Below are 14,252 nucleotides of genomic sequence, written 5' to 3' on the forward strand. Positions count from 1 at the left end.
GCGGACTTTGCCCCTACACCTGCTCATGCTAATTTTTCGCAAACTATTTCTGTTTGACTATAATTAGTACTTTGACTCATCGCTCATCGACAAATTAGCTAATGACCTTTGTTAAATTTTAGAATACAAAACACTGAAAATCATTTACTTAAATAAAATCTCGCTATTTATATCACTTCAGAAGTTTGTATTATCCAAAAAATATTGTAATTTTGACCTCAAATTTAAGGCTTAAATTTTTCCATTTTATAAAAAGCGTTAGCTTATATTCTACATTTAAGGAAATCTGGTAAATTTCATTTGACGAGTAGATAAATAAGCGAAAACGCTCACGCTCATAGGCGTGGGCTTTTCTTTTATTTATATCGTCATAGCTTTACCAGAGGCTCCTTAAATATAGATAAAAGCTAAAAAGTCCTCGCTTTTTCTTTTGTATTAACCTCACTTATAAGGACTTGAAGTGAAAAACAAACATTCAAATCCGATGAAAAATATTTTTAAATGGGCTTTCGTAGCCTTAGCACTTGTGGGTGTTTCTTGCAGCAAATCCGATGATAACAACGGGGGTAGCGGCAGCGGCAGTGGTTTTAATAGCGGTAATTTTACCGTAGGAAAACATTTCCCAAGAAAGATAATTGATACCAATGCAGGTCATAGAAGTGAAACTATTTATGAGATCTCAAATGGTAAAGTAGTCAAAAAAGACAATCTTACTTATGAATATGATGGGAATCTTTTGAAGAGTATTAAATATGATGATGGAAGTATTAGGCAAGAGTTTTCCTATTCAAACAATAGACTTATTAAACTCTACCATAGAAACGAAGGTACCTTTGAATATACCTATGACAACCAAGGAAGACTTAGTAAAAAAGTACGGACTTTAAGAGGTGAAAAAACCACTACAGAATACGAATATATAGGTGATAATACAATACAAACAACCTATGAAGGTCGTAGTACAACTACTTATACTTTTGCCAATGGAAACCTAATAAAAGAAATAGGAGGTAGTCAAGGGACTGTCGTTTATGAATATGACAACAAAAATAATTGGCAGTACAATAATAATCTCATGGCTACAGTTTTTAGTGCATTAGAAGAGCCTTTTGACTATATAGCTAGTAAGAATAATGTTACGAAAATGACTATAAATGGAAGAACAACTATTATCTTTCAATACGAATATAATTCTGAAGATTACCCTACCAAAGTAACTGAATTAAATCTTAATGATAGAACTATTGAAAGAGTTACAGAATACCAATATTAATCGTTACATATCCATACCAAAAAGAGGAAGTACCAAAAGTATTTCCTCTTTTTTGTTAGCTATCCCTATATCTCGGATAATCCAACAAGAAATTTTGTTAAATCTCATGGCATTATTGAGAATATATTGTAATTTTGCATCAAATATATTTCCTATGGATACTATTACTATAAAATTCGATAAAAAAGAATTCTTCTCAATGATTGACCAAGCTCGTAAAGCACCTACTAAAAAAATATCCAAAGAAGAAAGGAAAAAATTCTTAGACGTATGGCATTACAATGATAAATAGCAAACTACCTCACTAACCTATTGGTCATTAGTGTCGTAAAAAGCACTATACTAATAGAGCTAATTGGCATAAGAATTGCCGCTACTACGGGTTCTAAGTTCCCTGTTATGGCAAAGAATGTACCTATACAATTATATAATAAGGAGAGTACAAAACTCATCTTGATTACTTGCATGGTCTTCTTGCTTAGGGCGAGAAAGCGTGGAAGCTGCTCTATCTCAGAGGCTTGAAGGATCGCCTCACAAGCTGGCGAAAAGGTATTGCTGTTTTCTGCCACGGCGCAACCTACTTGGGCTTGCTTGAGAGCGCCTGCATCGTTCAGCCCATCACCGAGCATCATCACCCGCTTGCCTTCTTTCTGCAATTGCTCTATATAATGGAGCTTATCGGCAGGACTTTGGTTAAAGTGTAGTGATACTTTTGCTGAGAGTTGGCTTTGTAAGAAGGCTTTTTCTGCCTCAGTATCCCCTGAAAGCAACGCTAAAGTATAGCCCTTGTCCTCTAACTCATGGAAAACGGTAAATATATGTTCCCTATAAGGGTTCTTAAAGGTATATTTGCCCATTAACTGCCCATTAATACTCACATATACCGCTGTTTCATCTTTGTTTTCCTTACCCGTTACAAACTTTGCCGAGCCTACCTTTATGCTATCCCCTCCCCATGTAGCTTCCATACCTTTGCCTATCAGTTCTTGATAATGGTCAAGAGGGTGTATATCTACCTGCTTGTAGTATTGGTATAGCTGACGAGAAAGAGGATGGTTGGAGTTACGCAATACACTCTTGAGCAAGGAGCATTGTTGGGCGCTCATCATTTGGCCTTCGTAGGTGATTTCTTGAGTATTGCTTTGGGTAATGGTACCTGTTTTGTCAAAGATAAGGGTATCTACCTGTGCCATTTGTTCTATAGTCTGGGTATCCTTGAGGTAGAAATGACGTTTGCCTAAGAGTCGGAGCATATTCCCCAAGGCAAAAGGGGCAGAAACCGCCAAGGCACAAGGACAAGCGATGATAAGCACCGCTGTAAAGGCATTGAACGCCTCGGTAGGGGTACCATAGAAAAGCCAAAAAGCTAAGGTTAGGAAGGCAATGAGCAGCACAAAGAAGGTAAAGTACTGGCTGATCCTATCGGTTAGGGTTTTGATACCTTCGTTTTTATTCTTTTGGAAGGATTCTTGGCTCCATAGCTGGGTGAGATAGCTCTGGGAAACGGTTTTGGTAGCTTCTATCTCTATAGCCGCCCCCTTATGTCTGCCCCCTGCAAAGAGTTTGTCCCCGCTGTTCTTCTCCGTCCACTTAGATTCTCCTGTAACAAAACTGTAATCTATCTGGCCTACGCCACGAATAAGCACGGCATCTACAGGTATCAGTTCCTCATTGCGAATCAGTAAGCGGTCACCCTCCTTGATATCATATACTTGGATACTCTCTTCCTGCTCTCCTGTCATACGAGTCACCCCTATCGGAAAATAGCTTTTGTAATCTCGCTCAAAGGAGAGAAAGGAATAGGTGCGTTGCTGAAAGAATTTGCCTATGAGCAACAAAAAGACCAAGGAAGCCAAGCTATCAAAGAAACCCTGTCCCCTACCCGATATGATGTCATAAGTACTACGGACAAACATGGTGAGGATACCCAAGGCCAAGGGAATATCAATGGTCAGAAAACGGTTGCGAATCCCCTTGTAGGCGGAGACAAAATAATCCGTGGCTGCATAGAACATCACAGGTAGGGAGAAAGCAAACATCAGCCAGCGGAAGAAGTCCTTATACCGATTGAACCAAAATTCGTTGTCTTCAAAGAACCCAGGGAAAGACAACAGTCCAATATTCCCAAAGGCAAACCCCGCCACTCCCAACTTGTACAATAGCTGCTTTTGTCCCTTTTTGTCTTTCTTCTGAGAATAATCGTCCAAACTGATATAGGGTGCATAGCCTATTTTGGAGAGAAGTACTACCAACTCTTTCAGGGTGATCTTATCTTTTAGGTAACTAATTCGTACCGTCTTTTTAGGAAAATCCACTAAGGCATGTATCACACCTTGGTGTAATTTCTGTAAATTCTCCAATATCCAGATACACGAACTACAGTGAATATGTGGGATATATAGAGAGACAATTTGGGTGTTCCCCTCGTCAAACTCTAGGAGCTTGGCCACAATCTGGGGATTGTCCAAGAAATGGTACTTCTCCCCTGCCTCTTCAGGGCGTGCTCCTGGGGTTTGCTCGTAGGTATAATATTTGTCTAATTTATTGGCTGATAGGATTTCATAGACCGTTTGGCACCCTTGACAACAAAAATATTTGTCGTCAAATACAATGGGGTGCTTAGGATCACAATTATTTCCACAGTGATAACAAGTCATAATTAGTGAATAGTGAAAAGTGAATAACGAACAGTGCTATAGTCTGACTACTGACTACTACCTACTGACCGCTGACCTCTATTGATGAGGGGTAAAAGTAAAAAGGACAATCCTCCAAAAAGGACAATCATCAGGAACTGGGCGATCCATATCACCCAGCCCAAGGCTGTACCTATGGTCTCGGCTACGCCAAAAAGCAATAACACTTTGGCGATAAAGAGTGGGTAAGCACCTAAGCCTCCGTTGGTAAAGACAATAGCAAAACTCCCTATTACAAAAGCGGTAAGTACTTGTATCAGTGAGAGATCCTTAGTTTGCTCCATGGAAAAAAACACTACATAGAACATCAAAAAATACATAAGCCAAATAAATAGGGTATGGGCTATAAACTGCCATTTCTTTTTCAGATGGGCTATAGAGAAAATTCCTTCCTTGATGCCTGAAAGCATTTTACGGATTTTCTGCGCTATGGAAGAGGTAGAGCGGTAAATCCAATAAAGAAAGGCTACAAACACAAGTCCCAAGACCAAGAGTATCACTATGATATAGGAAAAAGTAAAATAGCTTTCTAAAAAGTGCCATACCAGATCAAACTGAAAGACAAAGACAATGGCAATAAATAGTAGCAAGATACACATGTCTATCACTCGTTCGGTAAGGATTGTTCCGAAAGCCTTGTCAAAGGGGACTTTGCCATAGCGATTGATAAGCAAAGCACGAGAGACTTCCCCCGAACGTGGTACGGTAAGATTGAGCAAATACCCGATAAATACAGCCAAAACCAAGTTGTATCGCTTAGGGAAATAGTGCATAGAGGCCAAGGTATATTGCCAACGTATGCCTCGTGATACATGACTTAAGAAGCCCATCGCTACCGAGAGCCACAGAAAGGAATAATCAGCCCTAAGGAATTGCTCCTTGATCAGCGATAGCTCCTCTGCGCTGAATTGGGCAAAGGCATACCAACACAGAAATAGCCCCAATAGCAAGGGGAGCACCAGTTGTAGGGTTTTCTTTAGGTAGTTTTTGCTTGTCGCCATGACATATAAGTTTTGGGCGACAAAGGTAGTGAATTATTTACAAATAGGTAGTTATTTGTGCTAATCATTGTAGAACTTAAATTCCTCTATAATAAAATCGCCTCATATCTTGCAGTTTTCAAAATTAATGAGTATTTTTGCAAGTTATTAGAATCTATTAAAACAAACTATTATGACAGAAGTAAATACCACTCCAGAGAAAGTAAATGAAGTAGTTGTTCTTGAAAAGACCCATAATTCAGAGACTATACTTATCAAGAATCCAAGTGAAAAACTATTAGCTTTTATGGAAGAACTGGAGCAGCGAAAGAAAAAACTAAAAAAAGAGATAAGAGCAACAAAAAATAAAGAATATATAAAAATTTAATTTTGGACTTTAATTTTAGAATATCTTTTGAAATAGAGGGAGGACTATATACTTTAGCCTTATCTGAATATCAACCTAATACTGATATTCCTGTAATAGTCGTTGAAATAGTTTTAGAATTAGAAAAACAACCTTTATCTCCTAATCCTCTAAAAGTTTTCTCTTTCATAATCTCAAAGATAGAAGAATACATAAGCGAAAGGGAGGTTATTCTGTATTATTATTGTGATAGTGCAGGTATATATTATAGGAATAATAACAAACGTAAATTCCAATCACCCCAACATTTTAGGAGTGAATTATTTCAGGCTCTATTTCTAAAAGTAAACCCTAAAAACTTATCCATTAAAAACTCTATTATTTCGAATCCTTTAGTAGGTAATCATTACATCTCTTTTATCTATCTCCCCAAACACCAACCTTATGTAGATATGCTTACTAAGGAACTGGAGGAGTATCAAAAATAACTCATAACTTAAAACTCAAAACTTAAAAAAATGTACAGAACACATACCTGTGGAGCGCTTAACAGTGCTCACCTCAGTGAACAAGTAACCCTTAGCGGTTGGGTACAACGCATTCGTAACAAAGGGTTTATGATCTGGATAGACCTACGCGACCGCTATGGTATCACCCAGCTAATCTTTGATGAAGAGCGTACCAACAAAGCGGTCTTTGAACAAGCCAAAACCCTCTCCCGTGAAGATGTAATTCAAATTCAAGGTACCGTCATAAGGCGTGAGACTGTTAATGCCAATATCCCTACGGGGGAAATAGAAATCCTTGTTACAGCACTCACCCTGCTCAACCACTCGGAAGTACCTCCTTTTACCATTGAGGACAATACCGATGGGGGCGAAGATCTCCGTATGAAGTACCGCTACCTCGATATCCGCCGTACGCCTGTACGTGAAAACCTTATCTTCCGCCACAAGGTGGGTATGATGGTGCGCAACTACCTCTCTGCTCAAGGCTTTATAGAGGTGGAAACTCCTATCCTCATTAAATCTACTCCAGAGGGAGCACGCGATTTTGTGGTGCCCAGCCGCATGAATGCTGGGGAATTCTACGCCTTGCCACAATCCCCACAAACTTTCAAGCAGCTACTTATGGTAGGGGGACTTGACAAATACTTCCAAATCGTAAAGTGTTTCCGCGACGAAGACCTCCGTGCTGACCGCCAACCAGAATTTACTCAAATAGACTGCGAGATGTCTTTTGTAGAACAAGAGGATATTATCCAAACCTTCGAGGGCTTGGCCAAGCACTTGCTCAAAGAACTCAAAGGATTAGAGTTCGGCGCTTTCCCTCGTATGACCTATGCAGAGGCAATGAAGACGTATGGTAACGACAAACCCGATATCCGCTTTGGAATGAAGTTTGGCGAGCTCAACGACCTCGCACAGCATCGTGATTTCAAGGTGTTCAACGAGGCAGAATTGGTGGTAGGTATTGCCGTACCAGGGGCTAATAGCTACACCCGCAAGGAGATAGATGCCCTAGTAGAATGGGTAAAACGTCCACAAATAGGGGCTTCAGGCTTGGTATATGTAAAATGCAACGAAGACGGCACTTTCAAATCGTCTGTGGATAAGTTCTACAGCGAAGACGACCTCAAGGCATGGGCGGAACGTACAGGTGCCAAAGCAGGTGACCTTATCTGTATTCTTTCAGGCAAGGCCAACAAAGTACGCGGGCAACTCAGCGCCCTCCGTATGGAACTGGCCGAGCGTTTGGGCTTGCGCAATCCCGATGTATATGCTCCACTATGGGTAGTGGATTTTCCTCTGCTTGAGTGGAACGAAGAGGAAAACCGTTTCTTTGCGATGCACCATCCATTTACCTCACCTAAGCCTGAGGATATTCCTTTGCTCGACACCGACCCAGGAGCTGTACGAGCTAATGCTTATGACCTTGTGCTCAATGGCAACGAAGTAGGTGGTGGGTCTATACGTATCTTTGACCGCGAATTGCAAGCCAAGATGTTTGCCCTACTCGGCTTTACCCCTGAGCAGGCACAAGCACAGTTTGGCTTCTTAATGAATGCCTTCCGCTATGGCGCTCCTCCTCATGGTGGTTTAGCGTTTGGCTTTGACCGATTGGTAGCATTGCTCGGTGGACAAGAAACCATACGCGACTTTATCGCCTTCCCTAAGAACAACAGCGGCCGCGATGTGATGATTGATGCACCTTCTCCTATTGATGAGGTTCAACTTAAGGAACTACATATTGAAGTGAAAAGTGAATAGTGAATAGAAACAAAGGCTATCGTGATTTACGACAGCCTTTGTTGTTTTAGTAGCTTTTTAGTTCGCTGACGTGAGAAGGAACAGCTATTTTATACCAGTCCCATCCGTAATGATCTATGAGCAACAACAAAGCTAAGAGCCTAAGAGGCGTTTGTGCAAAGTACATTTCATCTTTCTTCTTAACAATCCAGTCATACCAATCGGAGTGTTTATCAGTAATTTTTATACTGTATTTTCTACTGAGTATCTCCTTAATAGCTAATGCCGAAAAGTTGTCCATAAACTTATCTTCCCAGTCCTTATCTACTATTTTTCCATTTTCCTTCAAATAACTTATTGCCAATAGCGAAAGAGGGTCATTGGCAACAGTAACTTCCTCATTCTTTTTCATATAAATGAGGTAATCTTCATCTTTGTCAAGTAAAAATAATTCATATCCTTTCTGGTAGAGTATCTCTATTGCATTATTATAGGTATTAGGGGCATCTGTTATGGTCATTTTTAGATATTTAAAAAGTGAAAGTTATCTAATAAGTTCTTTCTTCTATCTTCAGAATAGACAAGAAATTGCAGCTAATAAAGCAAACTATTTCCAAATTGTTTTAATGAAAATCTATCAAATCCAAGAAAATCCGAGGAAGCTTTCGTTATATTGAACTCATATTAAAATAAATCTGATTCTTACTTCTTAGGTTTTAAAATCCCCAAATCTATCGCAAATATACATCTTTTTCTCTAACTCACAAATATTTTGTTTTCTTAAAATAAAGCACTACCTTTGCCTTATAAAAAACTCTTTTCTTATGGGATATTATATGTTTGCTTATGGGGTGAATACGCCTGAGCTTCAGGCTACTTTTGCCTCTAAAAATGAAACCTTACTCGCTGAGGTTCTAAAAAATGAAATCTTCCAAAACTATGCCGAAGAAGATGATGATAATGAGACTACTAAGGCACTTACCGATATTATCATGGGGCGTCCTTTTGATGAGAAAAAAGGATATACCTATGGGTATGCCTTTATTGGAATTTGTGCTACTTTGGGAAAAGAACTGCCTTTTACTCAAGAAATGAAGTTCTGGTACGAAACAGATCTTATCAACCAAACACTCTCTGAGGATTATGATATAGAGGTAGAGATAGATACCGAGCTATTTCCTGCTGATCATTTTCACCCCTTTCCGCTGCCCAAGATCGAAGACTTTCCTATGATAAGTCTCATTGACCAAGAGCGACTGAAACATTTAGCCTCTCTGCTGGAGAAAGTCCATAAGACAAAGGAAGAAGTAGAAGCTATGATAGAGGACGATGAGGACGACGAAGAAAAGGGATTTGCTTACGAGCATATTATGGGGCTAAAGGAAAACATTGCTTTTTGCCTTAACAACCAATTAGATATGATAGCATTCTGTCATTAATTGTTAAAAATTGTGTCACCGACGGTGACACAATTTTTAACAATTTCTAAAAACACTTATAACTATCAGATGAATAACCTCTTTCAAGATTATTCCCCTAACGAATTTGAAGCACAAGCACTAAAAGTATTTGCTTTTCAATACCAAAACAATGCTGTATATCAGGAATTTTGCAACTATTTTGGCAAGACTCCTAAGACGGTACATGCTCTTGAGGAGATTCCTTTCTTGCCAATAGAGTTTTTCAAGAGTAAAGAAATCTATGCAGCTACCAATGCTCCTGAGGAAATCTTTACCAGTAGTGGCACCACAGGTAGCCAAACGTCTCGACACTTGGTAAGTTCTCTTGCTCTCTATAGGGAAAGTTTTCGCAAGGGCTTTGCTCACTTCTATGGGAGGATAGAGGAGTATATATTTTTGGCACTACTCCCCTCCTACTTAGAGCGCAAGGGGTCGTCCCTTATCTATATGGCTGAGGACTTGATTCATGGCGCCCAAAATGAAAGCGGTTTTTACCTCTATAACCAAGAGGAGCTTGCCCAAAAACTAAGACTATGGGACGCTCAGGGACGAAAGGTTTTCCTTATGGGGGTGTCTTTTGCTCTTTTGGACTTGGTAGAGCAATACCAATTCTCATTAAAGAATACGATTGTTATGGAGACTGGAGGCATGAAAGGGCGGCGCAAGGAACTGATTCGTGAGGAGTTACACGAGCTGCTGTGTAGGGGCTTTGGTACTGAAGTGATTCACTCCGAATATGGGATGACGGAGCTACTCTCCCAAGCCTATAGCCAAGGAAATGGCCTATTCTACCCTGTGCCTTGGATGAAAGTCTTGATCCGTGACAGTGAGGATGCACTCTCTCCTCTTCCCTATGGCCGTATCGGAGGAATTAATGTGATAGACCTTGCCAATTACTACTCTTGTAGCTTTATTGCTACTCAGGATTTAGGTAAGGCCTACCCCGATGGCTCTTTTGAGGTATTGGGGCGCTTTGATGCAGCAGATATTCGTGGTTGTAACCTATTAGTCTTACAAAATTAATCCTATGGAAAAATGGTTTTTCTCCCCAAGTGAAGCGGGTACCGATGAGGCAGGACGTGGCTGCTTGGCAGGCCCTGTTACAGCTGCGGCAGTGATCCTCCCTGAAGATTTCTATCACCCTCTGCTCAATGACTCCAAGCAAATGACTGAGAAACAGCGCAATGAACTGCGCCCTATTATAGAAGAGCAGGCGATAAGCTATGCCGTGGTACATGTCTCCCCACAACGAATTGATCAAATCAATATCCTCAATGCCTCCATTGAGGCCATGCAACAGGCCTTGGACAAACTCACTGTAACTCCTGAGTTTATTGTAGTAGATGGTAATCGCTTCAAGCCTTATAAGGAGATTCCTTACTCTTGTCAAGTAAAGGGGGACGCGCGCTTTATGCGTATTGCGGCCGCTTCGGTACTGGCCAAGACCTATCGCGATGCCTATATGGAAGAGTTACACAAGCAATACCCTATGTATCATTGGGATAAAAATAAAGGATACCCAACCGGTGAACACCGAGCGGCTATCCTTGAATATGGATCTTGTGAATATCATAGAAAAACATTTCAACTCATTGATATTCAGTTGAAATTTGATTTTTAATCAGACCGATCGCTGTACTACCTCAAAGAGCTTGCCTGCATCACACTTGATAGTCTTGGAGGGAAACTTAAGAATCAGGGCATAGTCATGGGTTGCCATAAGGATAGAACGCCCTGAGTCATTGATCTCGCGCATCACTTTCATAATCTCCACACTCGTCTCTGGGTCAAGGTTTCCTGTAGGTTCATCGGCCAGAATCAGGTCTGGGTCATTGAGCAAAGCACGTGCAATGGCTACCCGCTGTTGCTCACCTCCAGAGAGTTCATGTGGGTGCTTGTCTATCTTGGTCTGCATCTTCACCTTGGTTAGTACACTACTGATACGCGCCTCTATCTTATGAGGATCATGCCAACCTGTGGCACGTAGGACAAACTCCAAATTACCAAATACAGTTCTGTCGGGCAATAACTTAAAGTCCTGAAAGACTACCCCTATTTTTCGCCTTAGATAAGGGATTTCCGATTCCTTAAGGGTAGCTAAATTAAAATCTACGGCCATACCCGTGCCCTTCTTCAAAGGTAAATCCCCATAGAGTATCTTCAGCAGGGAACTCTTTCCGCTGCCTGTTTTGCCTATCAGGTATACAAACTCTCCCCGCTCTATAGTAAGGTTAATATCATGTAAGATAAGATTCTTTCTTTGGAAAACAGAAACATCCTTGAGTTCTACTACGGTTTTTGCCATGGGGTTTTCTTGAGGGTTATACATACATTGCTTCTATCTCGCGGAAATAATTTTTATAGATATTCTTTCGCTTGAGCTTGAGGGTTGGGGTGAGTTCATCATTATTGATAGAGAAAGGCGTGGTTAGCAGGGTAAATTTCTTAATCTGCTCATAAGCGGCTAACTCTTGTTGTAAGTGCTGTAGTCTCTTTTGGAAGAACTCAACTATCTGGCTGTTTTTGATTAGCTCTGAATAGTTCTTATACTTGAGGTTGAGAGACTTAGCATATTCGGCTAAGGCCTCATAGTTGGGTACAATCAAGGCTGATACATACTTGCGGGCATCGGCTATGACGGCGATTTGCTCTATAAAGCTGTCCTTACCTACCTTACCTTCTATCTGCTGGGGAGCAATGTATTTCCCATTGGAGGTCTTCATCAGCTCCTTGATGCGTTCGGTAATATAGAGGTTGCCTTCCTTATCCAAATAACCTGCATCGCCTGTACGCAAGTAGCCATCTTCGGTAAAGGCTTTGGCATTCTCCTCTGGGTTGTTATAATAGCCTTTGGAAATAGAACCTCCCTTGAGCAAAATCTCATTGTCCTGCCCTATCTTTGCTTGTACATAAGGCACCAAGGTACCTACCGACTTGAGCTTAAACTTATGATCATCCCAGCAAGATACCGTCGCCGTGGTCTCGGTCATACCATACCCCAAGGTAACATTGACCCCTATGGCACGGAAAAAACGCCCTATAGAAGGTTCCAAGAGGGCACCGCCACAAGGAATCATCTGGATATTGCCTCCCAAAGCAGCTTTTAGCTTCTGGAAAACAAGTTTGTCTGCCAGATTATAGAGTTTTTTGAGAATAAAAGAAGGATATTTCCCTTTTTTGGTTCTTCCCAACTGTATTTTAGCAATTCGAGTAGCTGTAGCGAAGACTACACGCTTTACTACTGACTGCTTTTGTACATTCTCGTAGATTTTAGTATATATTTTCTCCAAGAGACGTGGTACCACACACATATAGTGTGGTTTTACCTCTTTGAGAGCCTCAGCCACACGGTTGGTGTCATCTAAGTAACAGTTGATTACCCCCTTATGGAATACATAGGCTACCCACATACGCTCATATACATGGGAGAGCGGTAGGAAGGACATGGATACATTACCCTCTACCACTGCCAAGCGGTCATCATGGTTGATGAACTGATAAGCCACATTCTCATAGTCTATCATCACGCCCTTGGGATTCCCTGTAGTACCCGATGTATAGATAATGGTATAGAGATCCTGCATACAACGACTGTCAAAACGCTCCTTAAGTTCCCTTTCATAATGCCCTTTTGGCACTAAGGCTACAAACTTTGACAATGGGAGTACGACATGCTCTTCATCCTTAAGAAGAGATTCGTTGAAGAGTACTACCAATTGTAAGTTGGGACACGCTTGGCGTATCTGCTCTACCTTATCGTATTGTTCTTTTTCACCGACAAAGAGGATTCTAATGCCCGCATTGTTGATGATATAAGCAGCCTGATCAGCTGTATTGGTAGCATAGATAGGTACAGCACAAGCCCTTAGGTGAGCTGCGGCCATATCTACCATAGTCCATTGGGGAGAGTTGGGAGCAAAAATCCCGATATTCTCCTGGACTCCCACTTGGTAATGGAGCAAAGCCTTAGTTATTTTCTGTATTTCTTCGTAGAATACTTTCCAAGAAAGGGAGCACAATTGCCCATTTTCCCAGTAACGAACGGCCTCTCGTTCTCCGTAATGTGCGGCCTGAGCAGCCATACGAGTTACCAAGTGAAATCTTTCTAAATCCATCATAGTTAGTTTGCGTTTCAATTAGCAAAATTAGTGCTTTTCGCTGATATAAAAAAAAATAAAAAGTTAAATGTTAGCGATTAGTGGTTAGTTGTCAGTGATTAGCCCTTTTTATGACTAACCACTAATAACTAACCACTATAACAGACTAATTAGTACTTAAGGTACAACCATCCTTTTTCGGTATGGGGTTGATCATCGGAGTCTTCGTACTCTAAGATGTAGTAGTAAGTTCCTTGTGGGAGCTTGCTATCTGCACTTATGGTCGCACGTCCGTTGGAATGACCATCAAATGGTGCTTCGTTACTATAACCATCCTTTTCATAGACCAGTACACCCCAACGGTTGAATATCTTCAGGTTATTCTTAGGATACCCCTCAATATGCTCTATCATAAAGCCATCGTTCACACCGTCACCATTGGCAGAGATACCATTGTGAATCACTATCGGTTTGTCTTCCAATATCACTATCTTCACCTTAGCCTCAGCACAGATGGTTGGGTGATCTTTCATACAGAGATTGTATTTCAGAGTGTATTCTCCTGCTGGAGCGCCTTGTGGAATCACTACATTACCATTCTGCTCTATATTAGCGCCTGATTGTTGGCCTTCCAACATAGTGATCTCTACCTTATCCAAGTGTTCTAGGGCATTACCATCGGCATAGCGGTCGTTGTCCAAGACATTTCCTGCGATACCCTCTTTTACAAGTGGGTTGATCGGATTGGCGGTAAAGTCATCATCATTGGCTATCAAAGCAGGCAAGAGCTTAATCACCGCTTCGGCACTCTTACACTCTGTTGATGCTGACTTCTTACAGATGGTATACGTATAAGTATAGACACCGTCTGGCGTGTTGGGCGCTATGGTGATCGTACCGTCGTCATTCATGGTAAGGGCAGTGGTTGGGTTTCTCTCTGCATCCTTAGCCTCGCCTTTCTTTAAGATCACATCATCCACTGGTGATGGGTTCTTCTTCTTATTGAGCTCGTCATTGGCCAAGACACTTTCGGTTTTGAACTCTTTGGTCTTGTCGTTGATAATATCAAACTCATCATCCTGAGCGGAGAAGCTCACTACCCTTATGGTTACTGACGCACTAGAGGTGTT

At 41.0% G+C, this 14,252-nt stretch carries 14 protein-coding genes; 8 read left to right on the plus strand and 6 right to left on the minus strand.

The window, feature by feature from the left end; genetic code table 11:
• Positions 1–484: 484 nt before the first annotated feature.
• Positions 485–1,273 carry a hypothetical protein gene (locus HMPREF1154_RS06260; protein ID WP_009641746.1) on the plus strand — a complete coding sequence of 263 codons (789 nt, stop codon included), beginning with the start codon at positions 485–487 and terminating at the stop codon, positions 1,271–1,273.
• 154 nt (positions 1,274–1,427) lie between these two features.
• A complete protein-coding gene (locus tag HMPREF1154_RS13505; protein WP_009641743.1) occupies positions 1,428–1,565 on the plus strand; it encodes a hypothetical protein in 138 nt (45 codons plus the stop codon).
• 4 nt (positions 1,566–1,569) lie between these two features.
• Here HMPREF1154_RS13505 and HMPREF1154_RS06265 read toward each other — a convergent pair whose 3' ends face one another.
• Both HMPREF1154_RS06265 and HMPREF1154_RS06270 read right to left on the minus strand, forming a co-directional pair.
• On the minus strand, positions 1,570–3,930 hold the full coding sequence (locus tag HMPREF1154_RS06265) for a heavy metal translocating P-type ATPase (RefSeq protein ID WP_009641740.1): 2,361 nt from the start codon (positions 3,928–3,930) through the stop codon (positions 1,570–1,572).
• A 47-nt stretch (positions 3,931–3,977) separates the two neighbouring features.
• Entirely contained in the window at positions 3,978–4,970 is a 993-nt protein-coding gene (locus HMPREF1154_RS06270; protein ID WP_009641748.1) for a lysylphosphatidylglycerol synthase transmembrane domain-containing protein, read from the minus strand.
• Between the two features lie 172 nt (positions 4,971–5,142).
• Between HMPREF1154_RS06270 and HMPREF1154_RS06275 the strand changes: the two genes are divergently transcribed.
• The 3 genes from HMPREF1154_RS06275 to aspS are packed head-to-tail and all read left to right on the plus strand — an operon-like array spanning position 5,143 to position 7,586.
• Positions 5,143–5,337 carry a hypothetical protein gene (locus HMPREF1154_RS06275; protein WP_009641751.1) on the plus strand — a complete coding sequence of 65 codons (195 nt, stop codon included), beginning with the start codon at positions 5,143–5,145 and terminating at the stop codon, positions 5,335–5,337.
• A gap of 2 nt (positions 5,338–5,339) precedes the next feature.
• Complete coding sequence (locus HMPREF1154_RS06280; RefSeq protein ID WP_009641739.1) at positions 5,340–5,804, plus strand: hypothetical protein; 465 nt, start codon at positions 5,340–5,342, stop codon at positions 5,802–5,804.
• Positions 5,805–5,834: 30 nt separating this feature from the next.
• Positions 5,835–7,586, plus strand: coding sequence for an aspartate--tRNA ligase (gene aspS / locus HMPREF1154_RS06285; protein ID WP_009641749.1), 1,752 nt, complete (start codon positions 5,835–5,837; stop codon positions 7,584–7,586).
• A 46-nt stretch (positions 7,587–7,632) separates the two neighbouring features.
• Here the strand turns inward: aspS and HMPREF1154_RS06290 are convergent, their stop codons facing one another.
• On the minus strand, positions 7,633–8,085 hold the full coding sequence (locus HMPREF1154_RS06290) for a hypothetical protein (protein WP_009641744.1): 453 nt from the start codon (positions 8,083–8,085) through the stop codon (positions 7,633–7,635).
• A gap of 304 nt (positions 8,086–8,389) precedes the next feature.
• On the opposite strand from HMPREF1154_RS06290, the gene HMPREF1154_RS06295 reads away from it, so the two are divergent.
• The 3 genes from HMPREF1154_RS06295 to HMPREF1154_RS06305 all read left to right on the plus strand — a co-directional run bounded on the left by HMPREF1154_RS06295 (position 8,390) and on the right by HMPREF1154_RS06305 (position 10,646).
• Entirely contained in the window at positions 8,390–9,004 is a 615-nt protein-coding gene (locus HMPREF1154_RS06295) for a DUF7691 family protein (RefSeq protein WP_009641747.1), read from the plus strand.
• Between the two features lie 69 nt (positions 9,005–9,073).
• A complete protein-coding gene (locus tag HMPREF1154_RS06300) occupies positions 9,074–10,048 on the plus strand; it encodes an acyltransferase (RefSeq protein ID WP_009641752.1) in 975 nt (324 codons plus the stop codon).
• A 4-nt stretch (positions 10,049–10,052) separates the two neighbouring features.
• Positions 10,053–10,646 (plus strand): ribonuclease HII, encoded by a 594-nt coding sequence (locus tag HMPREF1154_RS06305; RefSeq protein ID WP_009641745.1) that lies wholly within the window; start codon positions 10,053–10,055, stop codon positions 10,644–10,646.
• Here the strand turns inward: HMPREF1154_RS06305 and HMPREF1154_RS06310 are convergent, their stop codons facing one another.
• The 3 genes from HMPREF1154_RS06310 to HMPREF1154_RS06320 all read right to left on the minus strand — a co-directional run.
• Positions 10,647–11,330 carry a cell division ATP-binding protein FtsE gene (locus tag HMPREF1154_RS06310; protein ID WP_172539810.1) on the minus strand — a complete coding sequence of 228 codons (684 nt, stop codon included), beginning with the start codon at positions 11,328–11,330 and terminating at the stop codon, positions 10,647–10,649. It lies immediately after the preceding gene.
• Positions 11,331–11,346: 16 nt separating this feature from the next.
• Positions 11,347–13,140 carry an AMP-dependent synthetase/ligase gene (locus HMPREF1154_RS06315; RefSeq protein ID WP_009641741.1) on the minus strand — a complete coding sequence of 598 codons (1,794 nt, stop codon included), beginning with the start codon at positions 13,138–13,140 and terminating at the stop codon, positions 11,347–11,349.
• Positions 13,141–13,292: 152 nt separating this feature from the next.
• Positions 13,293–14,252: gliding motility-associated C-terminal domain-containing protein (locus tag HMPREF1154_RS06320; RefSeq protein ID WP_157231249.1), on the minus strand; the 960-nt coding region annotated here is incomplete at its 5' end.

Source organism: Capnocytophaga sp. CM59 (assembly GCF_000293175.1).
Classification (GTDB): domain Bacteria; phylum Bacteroidota; class Bacteroidia; order Flavobacteriales; family Flavobacteriaceae; genus Capnocytophaga; species Capnocytophaga granulosa.